This is a genomic window from Candidatus Methylopumilus planktonicus (assembly GCF_000981505.1).
Classification (GTDB): Bacteria; Pseudomonadota; Gammaproteobacteria; order Burkholderiales; family Methylophilaceae; genus Methylopumilus; species Methylopumilus planktonicus.
In genome coordinates this window covers 1,150,259-1,175,266 of record NZ_LN827929.1, presented here as the reverse complement: position 1 = coordinate 1,175,266, position 25,008 = coordinate 1,150,259, and the positions used below count along the sequence as shown (strand labels likewise).

Sequence of the window (25,008 nt, the reverse complement as noted above, 5' to 3'; positions counted from 1 at the left end):
TATGAAGGTATTCAAATCATCAGATGCTAATGATTTAATTCAACTTCATCAATCTAATCAATTCGCTTTAGCGGAAAAAAAAGCGAAAGCTTTATTAGAAGATTTTCCAAAAGAACTAATTTTGCATAATGTCTTAGGTGTATCTTTAGAGGCACAAAACAAATTTAAAGAGGCCGCAGATAGCTATCGAAATATTTTAAAGATTCAACCACAATTTGCAGAAATACAATTTAATTTAGGTTCAGTCTTATATCAGATGGGCGATAGCGAAGGCGCAATTCTAAATTATCAAAAAGCAATTCAGATTAAACCAGATTTAGTAGTGGCTTATTTTAATCTTGGCATAGCTTTTCAAAGTCAATCACAATTTGACAAAGCTCTAAGTGCTTATAAAAAAGCGATTGAATTGGAGCCAGGCTTTTATGAGGCACATGGCAGTTTAGGGGCTGTCTATTTGCTACAAGGTGAATTTGATGAAGCTATTCAGGCTTTTAAGCAATCACTCAAAATTCAAGATCACGCCCGAGGTCATTTTAATTTAGGTAATGCATATCGTAATCAGGGACATTTAGAAGAGGCTATCCAATCTTACCGAAAAGCGTTAGAGAAGAATCCGCAAGATGCTGAAGTTTGTTCAGTCATCGGTGATGCGTTATGGCACCAAGGTGAAATTGTGCAAGCTAATCGTTGGTTAAGAGAAGCTGTATCAATCAACCCAGAAAACCCAATCGCTAATTACAATCTTGCAACATTTCTTCATGACAACAAAAAATTTCAAGATGCTTATGAGTTTTATAAAGCCTCTCAATTAAACGACTGGGAAGAGCGATCGCTTTACTGCCTATATAAGACAAAGCAATTCGATATCTTCGACAAAGAATTAAGTGTGGCGATGGGTAAAAAGAATACCTCACCTCTTTTAGCAACGCTTTCAACACATTATGCAAAAAACTTTGCTAAAAAAGATCGCTACAATTTTTGTCCAGACCCACTTCATTTTGTGTTTCATGGTCAAGTGGATGCATTAAAAGATCCTAAGGATAATTTATTGCAATCACTCTTAAGTGATATTACTGAAGCTGATATTTCTGAGCGTATGCAAAGTCGCTTAGTCAATGGCATTCAATCATCTGGCAATCTTTTTAAACGTAAAGATCCATCATTTAAAAGATTGTCGCAAGAAATTACACTGCTTATTAAAAAATACTATGACCACTATAAGCATGAAGATTCGATGTTTATTAAAGCTTTTCCAAAAACGATTGAGTTTAGTAGTTCATGGTTTGTCAAAATGCAAACAGGCGGGCATCTTGCATCACATATTCATGAGGAAGGTTGGATCAGTGGCGCTGTTTATTTGTCAATTCCGCAACAAAAAAAACATCCTGATGAAGGTGGTATTGAATTAAGTATCGATGGTGATGATTATCCGAGAATGCATGATGACTTTGAAAAAAAACTATACTTACCGCAGGTCGGGGATGTTGTTTTCTTCCCATCCTCCGTTTTTCACCGAACGATACCTTTTAGCTCTAATGAAGAAAGGATTTGTATTGCTTTTGATTTAAAACCTGCTAACTTTTAACGTTGCTGCAATCGCAAAGACATTTTCCTTAAAAATTTCATCGCTACTTTAGGTTCATCAGCCAACATCATTTCAAGATGCACTTTTGGAATCGCAATGATCTCAGATTCGTTAGCAGTTGACATCGCTGAAGCAATCGTTGGTGTTTCATTTAAGACTGCCATTTCACCAAAGTATTCATGAGCCTTTAAAGACCTTATCACGCGACTATCTTGAATTAAATCCACTGAGCCTTGAACAATAAAATATACATTATGTTCGCGATTACCTTGCTCAAAAATCATTTCATTTTGTCGGTATATTTTTCCGTAACGTGAAGCAAGATAATGAATGAAAGAGCTTGAAAGCGGAATGGAGTCGTCAAATAATTTTTTTAATAACAACATATCTTTTTTGTGAAGTGTCGCCATCAGTTCTACCCCAACTAAATAAGAAGCAATATTCAAATATAGCCAAATGAGCGAAATGAAAAGATTTCGCATCCCGCCAAAGAAGGTTCCGTATGAATGACTTAAAGATAGAAAGATGTCAAACGTTGAGCGGAGCATAAGCCACAAGAATGCTGTCAGTAGTGAACCTAAAATAATATGTTTTACATCTACCTTGATTGGAAAGAAAAATCGATTAAAAAGTGTGAGTGATAAAACAACAAACGAAAATGAGCTTATAAAATAAATCATTTGTGAATTAAAAAAACTTAAATACTCACTAAAAAAGACAGCGGTTTTTTGTATGACCATGCCTGACAGAGTGAAAAGAAAGAAAAGAAAAAGAATCCCAATGATAGAGACGATATCTCGAATCTTACTTTTTAAGAATGATGGATTTTCTTCAGTGGCTGAGATAATAAGCAGACTGGCGCGCAGCGAGCTGGTAAGCGGCGTTGCTGCCCATAATAAAATAAGGGTGCCTAAGATGCCCCATGCTTTCGTGTGGCTTGATATCTTGAAGACTTCAAGCATAATTTTTTTACTAATTTGCGGTAAAAGATTGCTCGTGAGAAGTGCTAATTTCCCTAAGGCAAATTCTGAATTGACTAACCAATGACTCAAGAAAAAGAAAATGAGAAGAATCATTGGTATTAAAGCAAAAAGAGAGAAAAAAGAAAGAGACGCAGTTAAACCAAACACATTATGGCGTTTACATCCTGCCAATGTTTCTTTCATCATGAAAATAGGAAGAGACTCATCTTTTTTTTGATAAAGATTTTTAAAAAGAGGATGAAGTTTTATTATCACGATAATATTCTGTAATTATTTGTAGCTTTTATGAGTTCATGCGTCATTGATGGTTCAGATGCAGAGTGTCCTGCATCAGGCACCATAATAAAATCGGCATGAAGCATATGTTGGTGAAGCTCATAAGCCGTGATCGGCGGACAGACCATATCGTAACGTCCCTGAATGATCGTTGTAGGAACATCTTTTAATTTTTTCACTTCTTCTAATATCTTCTTTCCATCAATAAAACATTTATCTTTGATGTAATGAAGCTGAACGCGTGCGCGCGCAATTTCATTTTGTATATCGTCATCTGTGAGCGTCTTATTTTCTTCGACTTGAGGTAGTAATTTTAAAAGACCGCCTTCGAATTGATTCCATGCAATGGAAGCCGGCCCGCTGATTTTTAAATCGTTTGAAAATACAAGCGCACTATAATTTTTTATAAGATCGTCACGTTTATCTTCTGGCAAGTAATGAAGAAGAGTTCGATGCGCTTCCGGGAAAAAAGCTTTGACCTCATCTAGAAACCAATTAAGTTCAGTTTCGCGACTTAAGAAAATACCTCGCAATATAAGTGCTTTGATAGTTTGTGGGTATTGATTGGCGTAAGCTAGCGCTAAGGCGCTACCCCAGGAGCCACCAAAAATAATCCAGTGCTTAATATGAAGATGTTCTCGAATGGCTTCCATGTCAGATATAAGATCTGCCGTTGTATTACCATTGACTTCACCTAAAGGTTTACTTTGACCACAACCCCTTTGATCAAAAAGAATGATTTGGTAGTGTTTGGGGTCAAAAAACTGACGCTGTTTAGGATTAGTGCCTCCACCAGGCCCGCCATGAAGGAAAATAATCGGTTTTCCATGGGGGTTTCCGGAAATCTCGACATAAACTTTGTGTCCATGAGGCCTATCTATCCAGGTGGCATGATACGGTGAAATCTCTGGGTATAAGGTATATAAAGAGTTACTAGGCATAGGAAATAATTGTCTTTCTTATTGATTTTATTGACTATTTTAACAAAAATTACTGAAATCAGGTTTTTTGTCAAAAAAGCCCTAAAAAAATGTTAACAAATTGTAACGAAAGTGTTGCAATTTAAAAAAAAGAGGCATATATTACTACTCAAGCACGAGTCAAATTGTGCTGAAAGTAAGCCTTCGAAGCACCTTAAAAGTCTTTAAAGCGAAACACTTTAAATTTTAAAGTGACAAGAGAGTTTACTTCTTTTAAAACCCTTAGTAAAAACTATGGAGATTTATATGAAAATTAACAAAATCAAGTTAGCTCTTGGTTTAGTAGCTGGTCTATCAGTGGCAATGCCAATGATTGCTTCAGCAGCTGCTGATCAAGAAAAAGCAATGGCTAATGCTGATAACTGGGCAGCACCTCGCGGTAACTACTCAAATCAAGCTTACAGCACATTATCTCAAATCAACCAAGGTAACGTAAAAAACCTTAAAGCAGCTTGGACATTCGCAACCGGTGTAAACCGTGGTCACGAAGGTTCTCCAGTTGTTGTTGGTAACATGATGTATGTACATACAGCATTCCCAAACAACGTTTACGCGCTTGACTTAAACGACAATCAAAAAATCGTTTGGTCTTACTTCCCAAAACAAGATCCTTCAGTTCAAGCAGTTCTTTGCTGCGATAACGTGAACCGTGGTCTTGGTTACGGTGACGGTAAAATTATCCTAAATCAAAATGACGGTATGGTAGTTGCTTTAGATGCTAAAACCGGCAAAAAAATCTGGGACGTTAGAAACGTAGATCCAAAAGTTGGTGCTACAAATACAAACGCTCCGCACGTGATTAAAGATAAAATCTTAACAGGCTGTTCTGGTGCTGAATTTGGTGTACGTTGCTTTATGGCAGCTTACAACCTTAAAGACGGTTCATTAGCTTGGAAAGCATACTCAACAGGTCCTGATGCTGAAGTATTAATCGGCAAAGACTTCAATAAAGACACACCACTTTACTCAGCATTATCAGTCTATGAAGACGTTAATGGTGGTAACAAACAAGGCGGTTCATTCAAGAAAATTGATACTGCTAAGTTAAAAGGTGGCGAAAAAGATCTAGGTCTTAAAACATGGTTGAAACCACAAGCAGTTAAAGATGGTTGGCAACATGGTGGAGGCTCTGTATGGGGTTGGTATCCGTACGATCCAAAAACAAACTTAGTGTACTACGGTACAGGTAACCCATCAGTTTGGAATCCAGATGTACGTCCAGGCGACAATAAATGGTCTATGACTGTTTTCGCACGTGACTTAAACACTGGTATGGCACGCTGGGGTATGCAAATGACACCACATGATGAGTGGGATTACGACGGTATTAACGAAGTGATCTTATTTGACAATGGTGGCAAGACATACGCATGGCACCATGACCGTAACGGTTTTGCTTATACATGGCAAGCTGACAACGGCGTCTTAGTTGCTGCAGAAAAAGTACATCCATTTGTTAACTGGGCAACTGACGTTGACATGAAATCTGGTGTACCTAACAAGTTAGCTACAGCTTCTACGCACCAAGACTACAATGCTAAGGGTGTATGCCCAGCTGCATTGGGTACAAAAGATCAACAACCAGCTTCTTACTCACCTAAGACTGGCCTTATCTACTCACCACTTAACCACGTTTGTATGACATACGAACCAGTTGAGTCTAAGTATGTAGCAGGTCAACCATGGGTTGGTGCAACATTAACTATGTTTGCTGGTCCAGACGGTGTAATGGGTGGCTTCGGCGCTTATGATCCAATGACTAACAAAAAAGTTTGGTACAACAAAGAGAAGTTCTCAGCTTGGGGCGGTTCTTTAAATACTGCTACAGACTTAGTGTTCTACGGAACTCTTGATCGTTGGTTCAAAGCTCTTGACGCTAAGACAGGTAAAGAACTTTGGAAATTCCAAGTTGGTTCAGGTGTGATTGGTAATGCATTCACATACACAAACGGTGGCAAACAACACGTTGGCGTTTTATCAGGCATCGGTGGTTGGGCTGGCGTTGCAATGAACCTTGGCTTAACTAACCCAACAGACGCTCTTGGCGCTGCTGGTGGTTATGCTGAACTTACTAAGTACAATGCTGCTCCTGGCGGCGGTGCTTTAACAGTATTTAGCCTATAATTAATCGAAAGATTTTTTATAGAACTAACTGTTAGTTAGTATGTCCTATAAGCACCCCACTTTCGAGTGGGGTGTTTTTTTATAGGGCCCATGATATTTAACTGGTAAGGAAAAAAATGTTTAAAAAAATAATGATGTTTTTGTATGTAATGAATATAGCTTTTATGGGGAATGCTTTTGCTGCAGGACAGGAGCGTGAAGATGGTTTACCTGGTATGCCATATCGAACCCCTGTAGATAAAGAATTTAGAGTGTGTGCTGACCCAGAAAATTTACCTTACTCAAATCAAAAAGGTGAGGGCTTTGAAAATAAAATTGCAGAAGTTTTAGCAAAAGATTTAGGCAAGGAGCTGGGTTATGAATTTTGGCTTGATCGTCAGGGCTATTTAAGAAACACGATTAATGCGCAACGCTGTGATGTGATTATTGGGATGGGATCAGATGTCGATTCATTGCGCACTTCAAAGCCTTATTATCGCTCCGGTTATGTATTCGTGTATCGAAAATCAAGTAACTACAATATTAAAGATTGGGATTCAGAAGATTTAAGAAAAGGTATTATTGGTATTGTAGGTGAAAGCCCACCCACCATTGCATTGCGCGATCATGATCTTATGGGGAATGCTCGTCCTTACCGATTACAAAGAGATCTAAATTTACCACCAGGTCATATGATCGATGATTTAGTCGCGGGAAAAATTGATGTTGCTATTATATGGGGACCTATAGGAGGCTACTATGCAAAAGCCGCCAAGGAGCCTTTAGTAATTGTCCCACTTCCTGAATTTAAATCTGAACGAAATTCATTTGATACTCAAAAAGGCAAATCAGAATTTAATGTTTCTCTCGCAGTAAGAAAGAAAGATAAAGACCGAATGGAAATGATTCAAGGTGCCCTTGATCGAAACCAATCTAAAATTATGAAGATTTTAGATGATTACGGCATCCCTCATGTGCCAGTGGTGATGGGCGACAAGACAGGCAAGTAAAGTTCAAAAAAAAGTCACTCCAAAAGGGTGACTTTATAACAAAAAATGAGTAATATTATTGTATGTTTTCTTAGAATTTTTGGAAAATAAAACAGCTTTGTAGAATTTATATTTAGGAGCGAACAGCCTTAAAGGTTAACGCAATTTTTAGGAGAAATTATGTTAGTAAAAAAAGTACTCATGTCATCACTTTTAGTTTCTATGATGACAATTGTAAGTGTGGCATCTGCTGATGTTACGTTTGTAAAAACAACAGATGGAAGTACGTTTAAACTTGACGCAGCTCTCTTTGATACGCCAGCAGCAAAAGAATTTTTAGCTACTGGTAAAAATTCATATGTTGGTAATGCAGAAGCAGAAGCAAAAGGTAAAAAGCTTTTCGGACTTTACTCATGCACTCAGTGCCATGGTGGAGATGCAAAGGGTCAAGTAGGCCCGGGTCTAGTAGGCCCTACATTCCGCTATCCTAAAGATGCAACAAACAAAGGTATGTTTGAAACTTTATGGCATGGGACAAACGGTGGTATGGGTGGAAAAGGTTTAGGTATTATGGATGCTACGGATCCTACAAACGGACTTAAGGTGGATGAACTTTTAAAGGTTATTGCCTGGGTTCGTACGCAAGGAAAAGGACTTACAGGTAACGAGTAATTTGAAATCATCTAGATAGTTTCTGGAAAATAATAAAAAACCACTCCTGTATAATTGCTGTAGTGGTTTTTTTATTGTCTGTATTTAAGGAAGTGAAATGCATAAGATTGTGATAGTAGGTGGGGGTGCAGGCGGCTTAGAGCTTGCCACTAAATTAGGCGATACATTAGGTAAAAATAAAAAAGCCGAAATCACTTTGATTGATTGCACGAAGACACATGTATGGAAGCCACTCCTTCACGAAATTGCTGCAGGGAGTATGAACCCTGATAAGCATGAATTGGAATACATGGCTCAAGCTCATTGGCACCACTTTCGTTTCCGCTTAGGCCGTATGGATCGACTCAACCGTCGTAAGAAAGAAATATCGATCGCATCATATATAGATGAAGATGGTAAAGAAATTATTCCAAGAAGAAGTTTTCATTACGACACATTAGTTATATCTGTAGGCAGCACTACGAACGATTTTGGTATTAAAGGTGCAGCAGAACACTCGATTGCATTAGATACACAAGAGCAAGCCGAAGTATTTCATCAAAAATTACATCATGCTATTTTAAAAGCACAAACACAAAAGAAATCGATTCAGCCAGGTCAGCTTGAAGTGGTGATTGTAGGCGCAGGAGCTACAGGCGTTGAACTTGCAGCAGAACTTCATAAAGCCACACGCGAAATGACTGTATACGGTATTGATCGCGTCAATCCTGATCGTGACATAAAAATATCTATCATTGAAGCAAGTTCTCGCTTACTTCCAGCGCTACCAAAAAAATTATCTAACTCTGTAGCGTTGGAATTACGTAAGTTAAATGTACATCTTTATTTGGGTGAGCGTGTGACTGAAGTTTCTGCAAAAGGTATTAAGACACACACTAAAAAAATTATTTCTTCAGGCCTTGTGGTTTGGGCAGCAGGAGTGAAGGCACCAGATTTCTTAAAGAATATTGATGGGTTAGAAACTAATCGTATCAATCAATTAATGGTGAATAGTTCATTACAAACAACTAAGGATGATTCAATTTTTGCTTTTGGAGACTGTGCTGCATGTCCGATCGATGGTACTGATCAATATGTTCCGCCAAGAGCGCAGGCTGCCCATCAACAAGCAAATCTTCTTTTTAAAAGTATGAAGTTACGTGTTAAAGGAAAAACACATTTACCTCGCTACGTTTATAAAGACTATGGCTCACTTGTCAACCTGGGGACATATTCAACCGTTGGTAATTTAATGGGCTCTCTCATAGGAGATTCTATGTTTATTGAAGGTATAATTGCACGATTGATGTATCAATCACTTTACAAAATGCATTTAATGGCCTTACATGGATTTACGAGTATGGCATTGCAGTCATTGGCTCGAATGATTACGCGTAGATCAGAAGCCCAAGTAAAACTTCATTAGTTAATTTATAAAAGAAGTCATAAATGAAAATTGGTATTCTTAAAGAAATAGTTGATGGAGAAAATCGTGTAGCTATCACGCCTGAAATTGTTAAGAAATTAATTCAAATGAAATGCCAAGTGTTTATTGAAAAAGATGCAGGAGTAAAAGCTCATATTTCAGATCAGGCCTTTATAAATGAAGGTGCAATCGTGGAATCTAAGAGCAAGGTCACCGACACAGAAATTATTCTTAAGGTACGCGCACCAAGTCACGATGAAATTAAATCTCTAAAAAAAGACACTATAATTATTGGTTTACTAGAGCCTTTTAATTACCCACTTAAAGAAATCATGGCTAATCAAGGCTTAACATGTTTTGCGCTCGAAGCACTTCCAAGAAACTCGAGAGCTCAAAGCATGGATGTCTTATCTTCACAAGCAAATATCTCTGGTTATAAATCTATATTATTAGCTACCCAATTTTATAAAAAATTTATGCCTATGCTTATGACAGCAGCAGGCACAGTGAAAGCAGCCCGAGTATTGGTTTTAGGTGCAGGTGTTGCTGGACTTCAAGCGATTGCAACCGCAAAAAGATTAGGCGCTATTGTGGAAGCCTCTGATGTGAGGCCTGCAGTGAAAGAACAAATCGAATCACTAGGTGCAAAATTTATCGATGTTCCATTTGAAACAGAAGAAGAAAAAAATATTGCGTCAGGACAAGGTGGGTATGCTCAAAAAATGCCTGCAACATGGTTAAAAAGGCAGGCAGGTGTTGTATCAGAACATGCAATGAAAGCAGATATTGTCATTACATCAGCACTTATCCCTGGCATGTTTCCCCCAGAGCTCATTTCTAAGGATACTGTAGAGGGTATGAAGCAAGGTTCCGTCATTATTGACCTTGCTGCAGGAACAGGACAAGGTGGTTGTGGAAATTGTCCATTAACTCAAGCAGATCAAGTCATTGAACATAAAGGCGTTACTATTGTGGGCTATACAAATCTTCCAAGTTTAGTGAGCCATGATGCATCAGTGCTTTTTGCAAAGAATGTATATGAATTTTTAAAATTATTAATCAATACCGATGGAAAGTTAGAGATTAATTATGATGATGAATTACTGAGCGCATCGTTAATGACTCGTGAAGGTAAGCTATTTAATGAAAGAAAGGTAAACTCATAATGGATTTAATGACCATCCAAAATATTTCAATTTTTGTATTAGCTATATTTGTTGGCTATCACGTTGTGTGGAATGTCACACCTGCTTTACATACACCTCTTATGTCTGTAACTAATGCTATTTCTGGCATTGTGATTGTAGGTGCAATTTTACAAGCTGTCCCTATCGATGATCATGAAATTAACCTAACGAGTGTATTAGCATTCACTGCGATATTACTTACGTCAGTGAACATTTTTGGGGGTTTTATGGTGACAAAAAGAATGTTAGATATGTTTAAAAAGAAAGAACGTACCAACAAAGATTAAATCATGGCTTCATTATTATATTTATTTTCAGCAGTATTATTTATCTTTTCTCTTAAAGGACTCTCTTCACCTAAAACATCGAGATTAGGAAATACACTCGGTATGATTGGAATGGCAGTTGCAATTTTAACTACATTTAATATTGGGCATAACTTAATTGTTCCTATGGTAGGTATTGCAATATTGATTGGTGCCTTGATTGGAATTTTTGCAGCCAAAAAAGTTGAGATGACGAGCATGCCTGAGCTTGTGGCTTTAATGCATTCCTTTGTAGGTTTAGCAGCGGTGCTTATTGCAATTGCTGCAGTTTTTAATACAAGCGATGTTCATAGTGATGCTCAGAGAGTTGAGTTATGTATTGGCGCTTTTATTGGCGCTATTACGTTTTCAGCTTCAGTCGTTGCATTTGGAAAGCTTTCTGGAAAATTCAGTGCAAAAATGATTCAATTTAAAGGTCAGCATCTTTTAAATCTATTCTTATTTATTGCAATGATTTCAGCAGGAATCTTCTTTTATAGTACACACAATACTTCTATATTTCTTTTGATGTGCTTTATTGCATTTGCACTTGGAGTAACCCTTATTATTCCAATCGGTGGTGCAGATATGCCGGTTGTAGTCTCGATGCTGAATAGTTATTCAGGATGGGCTGCGGCAGGTATCGGGTTTTCTCTTAACAACTCTGTTTTAATCATCGCAGGCGCGTGTGTGGGGGCTTCAGGCGCAATTCTTTCTTATATTATGTGTAAAGCAATGAATCGTTCTATTGTTTCTGTGTTGTTAGGAGGTTTTGGTTCAGACACTGCTGCTGTAGACGATGCTTCTCAAAGTCAAAAAATATCAAAATCAGGCTCGGTTGAGGATGTTGCATTTTTATTATCGAATGCAGATTCAGTAATTATTGTACCTGGGTATGGCTTAGCCGTGGCAAGAGCTCAGCATGCCTTACAAGAATTAACTACAAAACTTATCAGTAAAGGTATTAAGGTTAAATACGCAATTCATCCAGTTGCAGGGAGAATGCCTGGGCACATGAATGTGCTTTTGGCCGAAGCAGATGTTCCTTACGAGATGATTGTCGAAATGGAAGATATTAATAATGAGTTTGCTGAAACAGATGTTGTCCTTGTGATTGGAGCGAATGATGTCGTTAATCCACAAGCGAAAAAACCTGGAAGCCCTATTTATGGCATGCCTATTCTAGAAGCATTTAAAGCGAAGACTATCATTGTAAATAAACGTTCAATGTCTCCAGGTTATGCAGGACTGGATAATGAATTATTTTATTTAGATAAAACTATAATGGTATTTGGAGACGCAAAAAAAGTTACTGATGATATTGTTAAAGCAATAGATTAAGCCTGTGAGTTTTATATTATTTTTTTATAATGCTTATAGATTGCAAGCATCGTGATACTCACAAATAAACCTAAAAGAATAATAATAGTATTAATAGAAAATTCTTCTCTTACCATCCAAGTGTAAGTGCCACTTAATAAAAGAATTCCAATATTTTCATTAAAGTTTTGTACTGCAATAGAGTGGCCTGCACCAATAAGTAAATGGCCTCGATGTTGAAGGAGTGCATTCAATGGAACAATAAAGAATCCACTTAATGCGCCAATCAGTAAAAAGATAAGAGCCGCAATATGCCAATCATGGATCACAACCATAGTCATCACAAAGCCACCCATAAGAATGCCGGCTGGAAGAACCCTCACTGAATCCTTAAGACTGATATAGCGAGCTGCTATGACTGATCCAATGGCAATACCAAAAGCAACCATAGCTGTTAAGCGTGTTGCCTCTTCTAAATTAAATTGCAATGCATAGCTTGCCCATGCAATGACAATCAATCTTAATGAAGCACCAGCACCCCAGAAGAGGGTGGTCACTGCAAGTGATAACTGACCTTGAGGATCATTCCATAATACTTTAAATGCATGCCAGAAATCTTTTATCATAAATAGAGGATTCTTTTTTGTCAGTTTATGATCGATAGGAAATAATGGAATGTAACGATTAAAAACAGCCGCAAGCAAATAAAGTCCTGTAATTATAATGATGGCAACAAGAGGATCAAATTGAGCGAGCGCACCCCCAATAATAGACCCTAAAATAATTGCGAAGACTGTTGAACCTTCCATCCATCCATTTGCCATGACAAGTTCTTTAGGCGGCAGAAGTTCAGTCAAAATACCATATTTTGCAGGAGAGTAAGCTGCAGCCCCTACGCCTACAATCGCATATGCATAAAGGGGCTGCATACCTAGCAACATAGATAAGCTCCCAATAAATTTAATAGCATTGGAATAAAACATGACACGACCTTTAGGATAAGCGTCTGCGATGCCACCTACGAAGGGCGCTAAAATAATATAAGAGATCACAAAAAATTGAAGCAGAAGAGGCTGGTGCCAATGAGGGGAATTGAGTTGCGCGAGTAATGCAATAGCTGCAAATAAAAGCGCATTGTCAGCAAGTGCTGATAAAAACTGTGCAATCAGTAAAGGAACAAAACCTTTTGAAACATTTAGCTTAAAGTGTTTCAGCAGCATAATCAGCTAAGCGAGAGCGTTCACCGCGCACAAGTGTAATGTGACCGTTATGATCCCAACCTTTAAAGCGATCGACGACATAAGTTAAGCCTGAGCTACCTTCAGTTAAATAGGGTGTATCAATTTGCGCAATATTGCCCAGGCATACAACCTTAGTCCCCGGACCTGCGCGCGTAATAAGCGTTTTCATTTGTTTAGGTGTTAAATTTTGTGCTTCATCAATAATGAGATATTTATGAAGGAATGTCCTGCCTCGCATAAAATTAAGTGATTTTACTTTGATACGTGAGCGAATAAGATCCTGTGTCGCAGCCCTTCCCCATTCGCCTGCTTCTTCATCTGTTTTATTAAGTACATCTAAGTTATCTTCTAGTGCGCCCATCCATGGTGTCATCTTTTCTTCCTCAGTACCCGGCAAGAAGCCAATATCTTCGCCTACAGGAACCGTGACACGCGTCATAATAATTTCATTGTAGATTTTTTTATCAAGTGTTTGCGCTAAACCTGCAGCAAGCGTAAGGAGCGTCTTGCCTGTACCTGCCTGACCCAGAAGGGTCACAAAATCAATATCAGGATCCATGAGGAGATTTAATGCAAAATTTTGTTCTCGATTTCTAGCGTTAATGCCCCAGATATTATGTTTGCCATTAATAAAATCTTTAATGACTTCGAGTGTCGCTGTTTTACCGGTAATTTTTCTAACTATAGCGTGGAAGGGTTTATCGAATTCGTAAAAAATAAATTCATTGACTGAGAAATTAAGACACATAGGCCCTGTCAGTCGATAAAACATTTTTCCATGTTCTTGCCATGATTCCATATCTTTACTGTGCTTCTCCCAAAAATCTTCTGGAAGTTCAGTGATGCCGGTGTAGAGCATCTCGGTATCTTCAAGCACCTTATCATTAAAATAATCTTCGGCAGCGATGCCTAGGGCTCTCGCTTTAATTCGAATATTGATATCTTTACTGACGAGAATGACTTGGCGATCAGCGTGTTCTTTTTTGAGATATGCAACGATCCCTAAAATTTGATTGTCGGCTTTGCTACCTGCGAGCATCGGTAAATCATGGGGGAGAGCTGTTGTTTGTAAGAAAAGTTTACCTGTGACATGTGTGTTGCCTTTGATACCTAGTGAACGGCCCTTTTCTAAACTTTCTTCTTTGGTGCCTATAATCTCTTCTAAATTGCGACTCGTTTGTCTTGCGTTACGGGCAACTTCACTAACACCTTTTTTATTATTGTCTAACTCTTCCAAGGTCACCATAGGAAGGTAAATATCATGTTCTTCAAATCGGAAAATACTTGAGGGGTCGTGCATTAATACATTGGTATCTAATACAAAAAGTTTGGTCGTACTATTTTTTTTGGCCATAGTTACTTAAGAGTTGTGTTGTTTAATAAATTGCAAAACTTCTTTGATGTGACCTTCGACTTTGACGCCTCGCCAAGCCTTAATCAATTTACCATCTGGATCAATTACAAATGTACTTCGTTCGATACCTCTTACCTGTTTACCATACATATTTTTCATTTTTATGACACCGAATAATTCACATGCTTTTTCTTCTTCATCACTTAGAAGCTCAAAGGGAAATGTAAATTTTGCCTTGAAGTTTTCGTGGGACTTTAATGTGTCACGAGAAATACCAAATATCTCCGTATCAAGTGCCTGAAATTTTTTATAAGCATCTCTAAAGTCAACGCCTTGCGCGGTACAGCCTGGGGTTGCATCTTTAGGGTAAAAATAAATAACGAGAAAACGACCTTTGTAATCCGATAGATTAAATTGAAGATCACTGGTGCCAGGAAGCTTAAGTAAGGGTACTTTTTTATTGATTTCCACGTACCTATATTAAGCGATTTTTAATAAAAAAGTGATGGGATTTTAGAAAAATATTTAAACGTTTAAGGAACTTTCGTGTGAATAAAATTGCAGTGATAAAAACTTAAAAGAGACTATCAAATAATTGAATATCGACCCACATATCTTTTTCTAAATGAGCGAGATCTTCGTGAAGTAAAATAAAGCAATTAGCTTCGCTCATGGATCTTAAAATACCTGACCCTTGATCTTTTAAAGGATTTACTTTAAATGTACCTTGATCATCTTGCTCATAAACGCCTCTTTGAAATTCTGTTCGACCGGGAATTTTTTTAATGGGCCCTAGAAGCTTTGCTTTAATGAGTGGTATTTTAGGGATGGGAGTTTGGCCAGATAAAGTCAGAATAGCCTCTCTTACAAATTGATAAAAAGTAACCATCGTCGATACAGGATTTCCCGGAAGCCCAAAATAATGGCACTGACCAATTTTTCCATAAGCTAGCGGCTTGCCTGGCTTCATGGAGATTTTCCAAAATAAAATTTCACCTATTTTTTTTAAGATGTCTTTCATGTAGTCAGCTTCACCCACAGAAACACCTCCTGTGGTAACTACAATATCAGCGATATTGCTGGCCTTGAGCAATGTATCTTCAATAGCTTTTTTATCGTCAGGGATAACCCCAAGATCGAGCATGTTTACATCAAGACGTTTTAATAAACCAATGAGGCTATAGCGATTGCTGTCATACACTTGGCCAGGGAGTAAAGATTTGCCGAGTGAAATAATTTCGTCGCCCGTAGAAAAAAAAGCTACTTTAATTTTTCGGTAAACTTTAATCGAATCTATACCTAACGAGGCAAGTAGGCCTAAATCGCAAGGCTCTAGGGATCGGCCATTTTGAAATACTGTTTGCCCCCTTTTAATATCTTCACCCGTGCGGCGAATGTTTTGATTTGTAAGAGGTTTTGTTTTAAATGTAATGACGCCTTCATAGAGTTCAACATGCTCTTGAGGAATGACAGCATTTAATCCAGAGGGAATTGTTGCTCCGGTCATAATGCGCACAGCTCCTTCTATATTTCCGTCTAGTGCGTTCCCTGCAAAAAGTTTGCCCGTAACCTTGAGTTTGAAGGGCCCATGATCGGTAAGCAAATCTATATTTATGGCATAGCCATCCATTGCTGAATTGTCATGATTAGGCACATTCATTGTTGCTATGATAGGTTCAGCAACTATACGATTGAGCGCATCTTTAATATGTATCGTTTCTTTTTGATCGATCGGATTTAAAAAATTAGCAATCCAAGCTTTGGTGTTTTCAACAGACATCGCATTAGGATCGTAATCATCCACCATGCTGGAGTCCGAAATTAAATCACTTAAATGAATATCTTTTTTCATGAATATGCTTTTTTCAATTCTTCTTGAGTATTTACATTTAAAAATTGCGACTCATCATTAAACTGCACAATTGAAAAAGCTAACTGACGAATCCAGTCTTCAATTTTCCGACCCCCTTGATTAAAAAAAATCTGAAGATTATTTAATGTTGATGAGTGACATAAAAGACAAGTTGATTGTAAGCCATCAGAAGTTTCAGGCACCGCAACTAAAGTTTTTTCAGCTTCGACTTCTTTCATTAAGATTGCAATGAGATCGTTTGGCAGATTCGGCGTATCGCAAGGTACAAATTGTATCCAATCAGTTTTGATTGCCTGAAGGCTGGTTAAGATTCCCAAAAGTGGACCCTCCTGAATATCTAATATGTCATCAATGAGAGGTAAATGAAATATTTCAAAATCTTTTTGATTTCGATGCGTGTTGATGACGGTATGTTTTGCCTGAGTCTTCATGCGATCAATGACATGAGTTATTAAAGGTTTACCTTCAAGTAAAACAGTTGCTTTATTTTGAACCTGCATACGTTTTGATTGGCCACCGGCTAAAATGACCACAGTGACAGAGTGATTCACGTGAATTTACCCTCCGGTATGCGACATAAATCGCACTACAGCAGGTTTGGTTGTATCAAGATTAAAGTCGTGTGCTTCTGGTTTGATGGTCATGCTTTCTATAATGGCTTTTTGAATAGGCCAGTCTTCATCTGGATACTGACGTAAAAGAGGCATGAGCTCAATCTTTTCTTCCTGTCCTAAGCATAAAAATAATTCGCCTTTAGATGAAACCCTAACGCGATTACACGTGTCGCAAAAATTATGGCTGTGAGGAGAAATAAAACCAATCTTAGTGGATTGATTTGCAATTTGCCAATATTTAGCAGGGCCACCAGAGGAGAAAGTGGTGGGGATTAAATTAAAATGAACCTGTAATTTTTTTAAGACTTCGTTATTGCTTACGAAAGTATCTTTTCTTTTATGGTCAATATCACCCAAAGGCATTTCTTCAATAAAAGAAATACCCATCTTTTTATGTAACGCAAAGTTAACTAAATCGATTGCTTCGTGATCATTGATACCTTTCATTAAAACGGTATTAAGTTTGAGATTCGAAAAACCTTCTTTGATAGCCTCATCGATACCAAGCATCACTTTATTTAAGTCGCCCGTGCGTGTGATTTTTTTGAAAAGAACGGGGTCAAGACTATCAAGGCTAATATTGATACGTTTAACCTGAGACATTTTGAGCATATGCGCATGCTGTGCTAGCTGACTGCCATTAGTTGTTATGACAATTTCTTTTAGAGGTTGAATAGTTGATATTTCATGAAAAAGCCAGGAAATATTTTTTCTAACTAAGGGCTCTCCGCCCGTGATCCTTACTTTTGTGACGCCAAGAGAAGCGAAAATTCTTATAATTCTTGCAGACTCTTCTAGTGAGAGAACTTCATCGCGAGGCAAAAATTTCATATCTTCGCTCATACAATACACACATCGAAAATCGCATCGATCGGTAATGGATAACCGAAGATAATTAATCTTTCGATTAAATTGATCTATTAATGTAAGAGGAGGAGGATTCTGCGCCGACAATTTAATCAGGCCAACTGAACTTCGACTAAACAATCATGAGAAGTTGGTGAGTTTCCCATGTCACCAAAAGCATTGGAACTCACTGAATTGACAACCCCATTATTTAACTGTCTCCAGTAACCTAAGGTTGTCACTACGATACCTTTATTAACGTCAGTCGTTACTTTCGATACAGCTTCAAAAAAGCCTCGATCATTAAAGATTTTGGCTCGATCACCATGTTTAATACCTCTTTCTTCGGCATCCAGTGGATGAATCATCACAAACTGTTCTCCTTGAGCCTTAAGTTTATTTTCAATATTGGCATAACTCGAATTAATGAAGCCATGACTTTTTGGCGCCAAAATATTTAATGGATACTTTTTAGCTAAGGCAGGATTTGCTGATGCTGTTTCTTTTGAGGGAACATAATCAGGTAATTCAGGAATATCATCGCCTGGCTGAAAAGCCTCGTACATTTGTCTGAACGGCCCAGCAACAAAATTCTTAGCCCCAACTATTCTAAATTCACATTTACCGGATGGTGTTGGAAATTTTCCTTCTTTATGAGGCGCTCGATTATCTTTTGTTCCGACATTAATTCTCGCATAACCATTTTTTTTCAAATAGTCTAAATCAATACCCTTGCAGGCTGGTGAATTCCAATCAATATAATGTTCAAGACATTCACTGTCAGACCATTTAAAACATTCTTCTTTAAAACCAAATTTTTTAGCAAGACGTCTAAAAATTTCATAATTTGGTAATGCTTCACCTGGGGACTCAATACATTTTGTATTGTAGGTGAGGTATAAATGACCCCAAGATAAAATGATATCTTCTTGTTCTGCCCCCATGGATGCGGGAAGAAGAATATCGGCATAGGCAGCAGTATCAGAAATAAAATGCTCTGCAGAGACAAGAAATAAATCTTCGCGCTTCAAGCCCTCTAATATTTTTTCGCTTTCTGTTGATTGCGTCACAGGGTTTGTGTTCCAACACATCATTGACTTGATAGGCACTTTGAGTTTTTGCTCACCTGTTAAAACGCGTCCTAGCTGAAGATTATTAACCACCTGTGTTCCTTCAGGAATTAAGTCAGGCCTGCAAATTACATCAAATTTGTAAGGCTGTTCCCATACTGGGAATTGAAGGATGCCTCCACCGACATGACGCCAAGCTCCAGTTAGAGCTGGAAGGGATGCAACGGCCCTAATAGCCTGACCGCCACCCCAGCTTTTTTCAAGAGCTACACCAATTCTGATAGCGGATGGTTGGGTCGATGCATATTCTCTGGCTAATTTTCGAATATCATTCGCTAAGACGCCTGTGATTTCTTCTGCCCACTCAGGGCTCCTTTTTTTTGCCAGTTCTGCTAATTCAGGGAAGCCCACTGTGTATTTATCTACATAATCCTGATCAACCAATCCTTCTTCAATAATGACATGCATCATTGCCATCGCCAAAGCACCGTCAGTGCCGGGCTTAGGACAGATATGCCAATCTGCTTCTTTAGCAGTTCTTGAAGCATAAGCGTCAATTACTACAACCTTCGAGCCTTTTTTTTGCGCTTCTTTGACAATATGCCAATGATGGATATTGGTGCTTACTGAATTACAAGCCCAAATAATAATAAATTTAGAATGAATAAAGCTCTCTGGGTCTACCCCTGCAGTGGGGCCAAGAGTTAGCAACCAAGCCGTGGCCGAGCCCTCACCACAGAATGTTCTTTCAGTCACAGTTGCTCCTAATCGGGCAAAGAAAGAGTCCCCTCCGTTCATGCCATGCACCAAACCTTGATTGCCTAAGTAGCTGTTGGGCATAATAGCTTCCGAACCAAATTCTTTGATAATGGATTGCCATTTATCAGTTATGGTATCAAGCGCTTCATCCCAGGAAATTCTTTGAAATTGTTTTGTTCCCTTTGGACCAATTCGTTTCATAGGGTATAGAAGGCGATCTGGATGGTAGTGACGTTTTTCATAATCTTGAAGCTTCACACACAGTCCGCCACGCGTCATTGGATGATCCACATTGCCCTTGACGCCTATGAGTTTACTGTCTTGTACCTCATAAACCATTGAGCAAGTGTCAGGACAATCATGAGGACAGCCCCCATGAAAATATTTGCTTTCTTTTTGTGTTTCCATCTTTCAGCTCCTCAATCATGAAATTACTTAAGTGAAAAACATCTTGGTAATTTATAATACTAGTTTTAGCTATTGAAGCAAGCGTTCAGGAAAAATCTGGAGATATCTTTGGAAGACTTTGTCTTAAATCCTCAGGACTATAAAATCATTAATCAGCATATTTTGCAGTATCAATCTATGCCTGGCGCCTTATTACCTCTTTTACACTCTATCCAGGACGACCTAGGGTTTGTGCCAGAAATCGCCTACCCTTTAATTTCCAGCGCACTTAGTTTGTCAGTTGCAGAAGTCCATGGTGTTGTGACTTTTTACCATCATTTTAGATCGAACAAACCCGGCCGCCATATCCTGCAAGTTTGTCGCGCAGAATCTTGCCAGGCAATGGGTAGTGAGATCCTTGAATTACATATTAAAAAGCATCTTGGCATTGATTTTCATGAAACCACATCTGATGGCGCAATTACCTTAGAACCCATTTATTGTTTAGGGAACTGTGCATGTTCTCCTTCAGTGATGATCGATGAAGAGGTTTATGGACGTGTAGATAGTAAAAAAATAGATCAACTTATTTCAGATTTAAAGCGCGCATCATGAGCATTAAAATTTTCGTATCGAAAGATTCCGCAGCATTATCTCTTGGCGCAGATCAAGTTGCAGCAGAGATAGCAAAAGAAGCCCAAGCTAGAAAACTAGATATTCAAATCGTACGAAATAGTTCACGTGGATTATTTTGGTTAGAAACATTGGTTGAATTAGAAACAGTTCAAGGTCGCATAGGTTTTGGCCCTATCAATCCAAATGAAGTGAAATCATTATTTGACGCAGATTTTATTAAAGGTGGTAAGCATCCTCTTGCATTAGGTCTTGTATCAGAAATCGATTGGTTAAAAAAACAAGAACGCTTAACTTTTGCACGCATGGGTATTACTGAACCCACCAGTATTGATCAATACATTGAGCATGACGGATTTGAAGGTTTAAAAAATGCACTGAATTTAGATCCACAAGCGATTGTTCAAACAGTGACAGATTCTGGTTTGCGAGGCCGAGGTGGCGCTGCTTTTCCGACGGGTATTAAATGGAAAACAGTCTTAGATACCAAAGCGACACAAAAATATATTGTCTGTAATGCAGATGAAGGTGATTCTGGAACCTATTCAGATCGGATGATTATGGAAGGCGATCCTTTCGTGCTCATTGAAGGGATGATCATTGCAGGCCTCGCTGTAGGTGCTTCACAAGGTTATATCTATTTACGTTCTGAATATCCTCACGCATTAAAAACTTTAAATGAAGCTATAGAAAAAGCTAAAAGCGCAGGTTATTTAGGTGATGATATTTTAAAGAGTGGCCATGTATTTCATTTAGAAGTCAGACGAGCAGCAGGCGCATATATTTGTGGCGAAGAAACTTCGCTGCTAGAAAGTTTGGAAGGCAAAAGAGGACTGGTTAGATTTAAACCACCCCTCCCTGCAATCGAAGGTTTATTCGGTAAGCCTACCGCAGTCAATAACGTGATTTCATTAGCCACTATTCCGATTATTTTGGCGAAGGGTGCTAAGTATTACCAAGATTTTGGTATGGGCAAATCTCGAGGCACACTTCCTATTCAGCTCGCCGGTAATTTAAAAAGGACAGGGCTTGTTGAAAAAGCTTTTGGTGTCACCTTAAGAGAACTTTTATATGATTTTGGTGGGGGGTCTTTATCAGGCAAGCCAATTAAAGCAGTGCAAGTTGGCGGACCTTTGGGCGCTTATTTGCCCGAGTCTCAATTTGATACGCCACTCGACTATGAAAAATTTTCTGAAATTTGGGCCATTTTAGGCCATGGCGGTATTGTGGCGTTTGACGAGACAGTCAATATGGCAAAGATGGCGCGTTATGCCTTTGATTTTTGTGCAATTGAATCTTGCGGAAAATGTACCCCTTGTCGCGTAGGTTCCACTCGTGGCGTGGAAGTGATGGACCATATCCTCGCGGGTAAAGATGTTGAAAAACATACTACATTAATTCGAGACCTTTCAGACACGATGTTTAATGGCTCTTTATGTGGGTTAGGCGGGATGACGCCTTACCCTGTGTTAAGTGCTTTAAATCATTTCCCTAAAGACTTTGGGGTTGATGTAAAACAGACCAAGGCATAGACTAACAGGTTGATTTAATGATTTATTTCGAGACAATATATGGATGATGTAAAAGATTTTGGAACGCCCAAAAGAACTTCAGACAAGACTATTCAGTTAACCATTGATGGCGTATCTGTCTCGGTGCCTGAAGGGACGTCCATCATGCATGCAGCCTCTATTTCAGGGGTCACTGTGCCTAAGTTATGTGCTACAGACAACCTGGAACCCTTTGGCTCATGTCGTCTTTGCTTGGTCGAAATTGAAGGTCGTCGCGGTTATCCAGCCTCATGCACTACGCCTGTTGCTGAAGGTATTAGGGTACGTACACAAACGCCTAAACTTGCTGATATTAGACGCGGTGTTATGGAGCTCTATATTTCAGACCATCCCTTGGATTGTTTAACTTGTGCAACAAATGGTGACTGTGAACTTCAAGACATGGCTGGCGCTGTCGGTTTAAGAGATGTACGTTATGGCTACGAAGGTAAAAATCATTTAAAGAGTGAAAAAGATACTTCGAATCCATATTTTACTTTTGATCCGTCTAAATGCATTGTATGTTCAAGATGTGTTAGAGCATGTGAAGAAGTTCAAGGTACTTATGCCCTCACCATTCAAGGTCGAGGTTTTGATTCCAAAGTATCAGCCGGTAATAAAGATTTTAAAGATTCAGAATGCGTCTCATGCGGCGCATGTGTGCAAGCGTGCCCAACGGCAACCCTTATTGAAAATACGATTATCGAAGCAGGCGTTCCAGAACATAGCGTCACAACAACTTGTGCATACTGCGGTGTAGGCTGCTCATTTCATGCTGAAATGAAAGGCGAAGAAGTAGTTCGTATGACACCCAATAAAGATGGCGGTGCTAATCATGGACATTCGTGTGTTAAGGGAAGATTTGCTTGGGGATACGCGACACATAAAGATCGCATTACGACACCTATGATTCGTAAAAGTATTCATGATCCTTGGGAAAAAGTCACATGGGATGTAGCTATAAATTATGCAGCAAGTGAAATGCAGCGTATCCAAAAGAAATATGGACGTGATTCAGTAGGTGCTATCTCATCTTCACGTTGTACGAATGAAGAAGTTTATGTAGTGCAAAAATTAGTCCGTGCAGCATTAGGTAATAATAATATTGATACTTGCGCACGTGTATGCCATTCACCTACAGGTTACGGACTTAAGCAAACACTTGGCGAGTCTGCAGGTACGCAAAATTTTGATTCAGTTATGCATTCGGATGTGATTATGATTATTGGGGCTAACCCAACAGATGGCCATCCTGTATTTGCATCACAAATGAAAAGACGCTTAAGAGAAGGTGCCAAGCTTATCATTGTTGATCCTCGCGCTATTGATCTTGTCGATAGCTCGCCTCACATTAAAGCTGATTATCATTTAAAACTTAAGCCTGGCTCCAACGTTGCTATCGTGAATGCATTAGCTCACACGATTGTCACTGAAAAACTCATGGATGATTCTTTCATTAAATCGCGTTGTGAAGACGATGCATTTAAAGCATGGAAAGATTTTATTATTAAGCCTGAAAATTCACCTGAAGCGATGAGTGAATTTACTGGTGTGGATGCTAAAGATGTAAGGGCTGCTGCAAAACTTTTTGCTAAAGGTGGTAATGCTGCGATTTATTATGGATTAGGCGTGACTGAACATAGCCAAGGTTCAACGATGGTCATGGGCATTGCTAATCTTGCTATGTTGACAGGTAACATTGGCCGAGAGGGTGTAGGAGTTAACCCTTTAAGAGGACAAAATAATGTACAAGGCGCTTGCGACATGGGATCGTTTCCTCATGAATTCCCAGGTTACCGACATATATCTGATAAAGCGACTTTGGCTCTATTTGAAAAAGCTTGGGATGTTAAATTACAAAATGAACCCGGTTTAAGAATTCCTAATATGTTAGATGTCGCGATCGAAGGACAATTTAAAGCGCTCTATTGTGAAGGCGAAGACATCGCACAATCAGATCCTAATACGCAGCATGTAACACATGCATTGGAGTCGATGGAGTGTGTCATTGTGCAAGATTTATTTTTAAATGAAACTGCGATGTATGCGCACGTATTCTTACCAGGCTCTTCATTCCTAGAAAAGAATGGCACATTTACAAATGCTGAAAGACGTATTTCTAGAGTGAGAAAAGTAATGTCCCCTAAGAATGGATATGAAGATTGGGAGATCACACAGATGCTTTCTAATGCGCTAGGTTACAAAATGGACTATAGCCACGCATCAGACATCATGGATGAGATTGCAAATCTCACGCCGACATTTAGCGGTGTGAGTTATAAGAAGTTAGATGAATTAGGAAGTATTCAATGGCCTTGTAATGATGAGCATCCTCTCGGTACACCGACAATGCATATTGATGAATTTGTGCGCGGCAAAGGTAAATTTATTATTACTGAATATGTGCCCACTTCAGAAAAAGTGACACCAAAATATCCACTTATTCTAACGACGGGCAGAATACTCTCTCAATATAATGTAGGTGCTCAGACGAGAAGAACAAAAAATACAGCGTGGCATGAAGAAGATTTAGTTGAAATTCACCCACATGATGCTGAAGAAAGAGCTATTAAATCAGGCGATTGGGTTGGTGTTGTGAGTCGATCAGGCGAGACTGTATTAAGGGCTCAAATTACAGACCGTGTTCAACCTGGCGTGATTTACACTACATTCCATCATCCTGAATCAGGTGCTAACGTCATCACGACTGATAATTCAGATTGGGCAACAAACTGCCCTGAATTTAAAGTGACAGCTGTGCAGGTAAATAAAGTGACACAATTATCTGATTGGCAAAAACAATACCAACATTTTAGTGAAGAGCAAATTGAATTTGCAGGTAAATCTAAAGAATTAAAAATTCATTAGATTTAACA

The 25,008-nt window shown here is 38.7% G+C and carries 20 protein-coding genes; 11 read left to right on the top strand and 9 right to left on the bottom strand.

Annotated elements, in window-relative coordinates; genetic code table 11:
* The first annotated feature begins 1 nt into the window (after nucleotide 1).
* Nucleotides 2–1,585, top strand: coding sequence for a 2OG-Fe(II) oxygenase family protein (locus BN1208_RS06120; RefSeq protein ID WP_046488827.1), 1,584 nt, complete (start codon nucleotides 2–4; stop codon nucleotides 1,583–1,585).
* Here the strand turns inward: BN1208_RS06120 and BN1208_RS06115 are convergent.
* The gene (locus tag BN1208_RS06115) at nucleotides 1,582–2,823 is read right to left on the bottom strand and encodes a YhjD/YihY/BrkB family envelope integrity protein (RefSeq protein WP_046488825.1); all 1,242 of its coding nucleotides are present in this window, start codon (nucleotides 2,821–2,823) and stop codon (nucleotides 1,582–1,584) included. The two genes, BN1208_RS06120 and BN1208_RS06115, sit on opposite strands and share 4 nt — an antisense overlap.
* A complete protein-coding gene (pip, locus tag BN1208_RS06110; protein WP_046488823.1) occupies nucleotides 2,820–3,785 on the bottom strand; it encodes a prolyl aminopeptidase in 966 nt (321 codons plus the stop codon). The genes BN1208_RS06115 and pip overlap by 4 nt, the downstream gene beginning before the upstream one ends.
* 285 nt (nucleotides 3,786–4,070) lie before the next feature.
* Here pip and BN1208_RS06105 point away from each other — a divergent pair, with 285 nt between their 5' ends.
* The 7 genes from BN1208_RS06105 to BN1208_RS06075 all read left to right on the top strand — a co-directional run bounded on the left by BN1208_RS06105 (nucleotide 4,071) and on the right by BN1208_RS06075 (nucleotide 11,826).
* Nucleotides 4,071–5,948: a methanol/ethanol family PQQ-dependent dehydrogenase gene (locus tag BN1208_RS06105; RefSeq protein WP_046489388.1), complete on the top strand. Its 1,878-nt coding sequence runs from the start codon at nucleotides 4,071–4,073 to the stop codon at nucleotides 5,946–5,948.
* A 116-nt stretch (nucleotides 5,949–6,064) separates the two neighbouring features.
* Nucleotides 6,065–6,937, top strand: a complete 873-nt coding sequence (locus BN1208_RS06100) for a quinoprotein dehydrogenase-associated putative ABC transporter substrate-binding protein (RefSeq protein ID WP_046488821.1) — start codon at nucleotides 6,065–6,067, stop codon at nucleotides 6,935–6,937.
* A gap of 159 nt (nucleotides 6,938–7,096) precedes the next feature.
* The gene (locus BN1208_RS06095; RefSeq protein WP_046488819.1) at nucleotides 7,097–7,588 is read left to right on the top strand and encodes a c-type cytochrome; all 492 of its coding nucleotides are present in this window, start codon (nucleotides 7,097–7,099) and stop codon (nucleotides 7,586–7,588) included.
* Nucleotides 7,589–7,685: 97 nt separating this feature from the next.
* Nucleotides 7,686–8,993: an NAD(P)/FAD-dependent oxidoreductase gene (locus tag BN1208_RS06090; RefSeq protein WP_046488817.1), complete on the top strand. Its 1,308-nt coding sequence runs from the start codon at nucleotides 7,686–7,688 to the stop codon at nucleotides 8,991–8,993.
* A 23-nt stretch (nucleotides 8,994–9,016) separates the two neighbouring features.
* Nucleotides 9,017–10,159, top strand: a complete 1,143-nt coding sequence (locus tag BN1208_RS06085) for a Re/Si-specific NAD(P)(+) transhydrogenase subunit alpha (protein WP_046488816.1) — start codon at nucleotides 9,017–9,019, stop codon at nucleotides 10,157–10,159.
* Entirely contained in the window at nucleotides 10,159–10,467 is a 309-nt protein-coding gene (locus tag BN1208_RS06080) for a proton-translocating transhydrogenase family protein (protein WP_046488814.1), read from the top strand. The genes BN1208_RS06085 and BN1208_RS06080 overlap by 1 nt, the downstream gene beginning before the upstream one ends.
* Nucleotides 10,468–10,470: 3 nt before the next feature.
* A complete protein-coding gene (locus BN1208_RS06075; RefSeq protein ID WP_046488812.1) occupies nucleotides 10,471–11,826 on the top strand; it encodes an NAD(P)(+) transhydrogenase (Re/Si-specific) subunit beta in 1,356 nt (451 codons plus the stop codon).
* 11 nt (nucleotides 11,827–11,837) lie between these two features.
* On the opposite strand, the gene lplT is transcribed toward BN1208_RS06075, so the two are convergent.
* The 7 genes from lplT to BN1208_RS06040 form a co-directional block, all read right to left on the bottom strand.
* Nucleotides 11,838–13,025 carry a lysophospholipid transporter LplT gene (gene lplT / locus BN1208_RS06070; protein WP_046488810.1) on the bottom strand — a complete coding sequence of 396 codons (1,188 nt, stop codon included), beginning with the start codon at nucleotides 13,023–13,025 and terminating at the stop codon, nucleotides 11,838–11,840.
* Nucleotides 13,006–14,400: a PhoH family protein gene (locus BN1208_RS06065; RefSeq protein WP_046488808.1), complete on the bottom strand. Its 1,395-nt coding sequence runs from the start codon at nucleotides 14,398–14,400 to the stop codon at nucleotides 13,006–13,008. The genes lplT and BN1208_RS06065 overlap by 20 nt, the downstream gene beginning before the upstream one ends.
* A gap of 6 nt (nucleotides 14,401–14,406) precedes the next feature.
* Nucleotides 14,407–14,871: a peroxiredoxin gene (locus BN1208_RS06060; protein WP_082092856.1), complete on the bottom strand. Its 465-nt coding sequence runs from the start codon at nucleotides 14,869–14,871 to the stop codon at nucleotides 14,407–14,409.
* 103 nt (nucleotides 14,872–14,974) lie between these two features.
* Entirely contained in the window at nucleotides 14,975–16,252 is a 1,278-nt protein-coding gene (gene moeA, locus BN1208_RS06055; protein WP_046488806.1) for a molybdopterin molybdotransferase MoeA, read from the bottom strand.
* On the bottom strand, nucleotides 16,249–16,824 hold the full coding sequence (mobA, locus tag BN1208_RS06050) for a molybdenum cofactor guanylyltransferase MobA (protein ID WP_052734660.1): 576 nt from the start codon (nucleotides 16,822–16,824) through the stop codon (nucleotides 16,249–16,251). Before mobA ends, moeA begins: the two co-directional genes overlap by 4 nt.
* 6 nt (nucleotides 16,825–16,830) lie before the next feature.
* Nucleotides 16,831–17,841: a GTP 3',8-cyclase MoaA gene (gene moaA / locus BN1208_RS06045; protein ID WP_046488804.1), complete on the bottom strand. Its 1,011-nt coding sequence runs from the start codon at nucleotides 17,839–17,841 to the stop codon at nucleotides 16,831–16,833.
* 5 nt (nucleotides 17,842–17,846) lie between these two features.
* Entirely contained in the window at nucleotides 17,847–19,970 is a 2,124-nt protein-coding gene (locus tag BN1208_RS06040) for a molybdopterin-containing oxidoreductase family protein (RefSeq protein ID WP_156157794.1), read from the bottom strand.
* Nucleotides 19,971–20,078: 108 nt separating this feature from the next.
* Between BN1208_RS06040 and BN1208_RS06035 the strand changes: the two genes are divergently transcribed.
* Genes BN1208_RS06035 through fdhF form a run of 3 tightly spaced genes read left to right on the top strand, consistent with a single transcriptional unit; the run spans nucleotide 20,079 to nucleotide 25,000 of the window.
* Nucleotides 20,079–20,564 (top strand): formate dehydrogenase subunit gamma, encoded by a 486-nt coding sequence (locus BN1208_RS06035; RefSeq protein ID WP_046488802.1) that lies wholly within the window; start codon nucleotides 20,079–20,081, stop codon nucleotides 20,562–20,564.
* Complete coding sequence (locus BN1208_RS06030) at nucleotides 20,561–22,114, top strand: formate dehydrogenase beta subunit (protein WP_046488800.1); 1,554 nt, start codon at nucleotides 20,561–20,563, stop codon at nucleotides 22,112–22,114. The genes BN1208_RS06035 and BN1208_RS06030 overlap by 4 nt, the downstream gene beginning before the upstream one ends.
* A 39-nt stretch (nucleotides 22,115–22,153) precedes the next feature.
* Nucleotides 22,154–25,000 (top strand): formate dehydrogenase subunit alpha, encoded by a 2,847-nt coding sequence (fdhF, locus tag BN1208_RS06025; protein WP_046488798.1) that lies wholly within the window; start codon nucleotides 22,154–22,156, stop codon nucleotides 24,998–25,000.
* The last annotated feature ends 8 nt before the right edge of the window (nucleotides 25,001–25,008 follow it).

Excerpts from the sequence above, each read along its gene's own strand:
- BN1208_RS06065 (WP_046488808.1), bottom strand. The coding sequence starts at position 14,400 with ATGGCCAAAAAAAATAGTACGACCAAACTTTTTGTATTAGATACCAAT.
- BN1208_RS06100 (WP_046488821.1), top strand. The coding sequence starts at position 6,065 with ATGTTTAAAAAAATAATGATGTTTTTGTATGTAATGAATATAGCTTTT.
- BN1208_RS06095 (WP_046488819.1), top strand. The coding sequence starts at position 7,097 with ATGTTAGTAAAAAAAGTACTCATGTCATCACTTTTAGTTTCTATGATG.
- BN1208_RS06120 (WP_046488827.1), top strand. The coding sequence starts at position 2 with ATGAAGGTATTCAAATCATCAGATGCTAATGATTTAATTCAACTTCAT.
- pip (WP_046488823.1), bottom strand. The coding sequence starts at position 3,785 with ATGCCTAGTAACTCTTTATATACCTTATACCCAGAGATTTCACCGTAT.
- BN1208_RS06105 (WP_046489388.1), top strand. The coding sequence starts at position 4,071 with ATGAAAATTAACAAAATCAAGTTAGCTCTTGGTTTAGTAGCTGGTCTA.
- BN1208_RS06040 (WP_156157794.1), bottom strand. The coding sequence starts at position 19,970 with ATGGAAACACAAAAAGAAAGCAAATATTTTCATGGGGGCTGTCCTCAT.
- BN1208_RS06090 (WP_046488817.1), top strand. The coding sequence starts at position 7,686 with ATGCATAAGATTGTGATAGTAGGTGGGGGTGCAGGCGGCTTAGAGCTT.
- BN1208_RS06085 (WP_046488816.1), top strand. The coding sequence starts at position 9,017 with ATGAAAATTGGTATTCTTAAAGAAATAGTTGATGGAGAAAATCGTGTA.
- lplT (WP_046488810.1), bottom strand. The coding sequence starts at position 13,025 with ATGCTGCTGAAACACTTTAAGCTAAATGTTTCAAAAGGTTTTGTTCCT.
- BN1208_RS06075 (WP_046488812.1), top strand. The coding sequence starts at position 10,471 with ATGGCTTCATTATTATATTTATTTTCAGCAGTATTATTTATCTTTTCT.
- BN1208_RS06080 (WP_046488814.1), top strand. The coding sequence starts at position 10,159 with ATGGATTTAATGACCATCCAAAATATTTCAATTTTTGTATTAGCTATA.
- fdhF (WP_046488798.1), top strand. The coding sequence starts at position 22,154 with ATGGATGATGTAAAAGATTTTGGAACGCCCAAAAGAACTTCAGACAAG.
- moeA (WP_046488806.1), bottom strand. The coding sequence starts at position 16,252 with ATGAAAAAAGATATTCATTTAAGTGATTTAATTTCGGACTCCAGCATG.
- BN1208_RS06030 (WP_046488800.1), top strand. The coding sequence starts at position 20,561 with ATGAGCATTAAAATTTTCGTATCGAAAGATTCCGCAGCATTATCTCTT.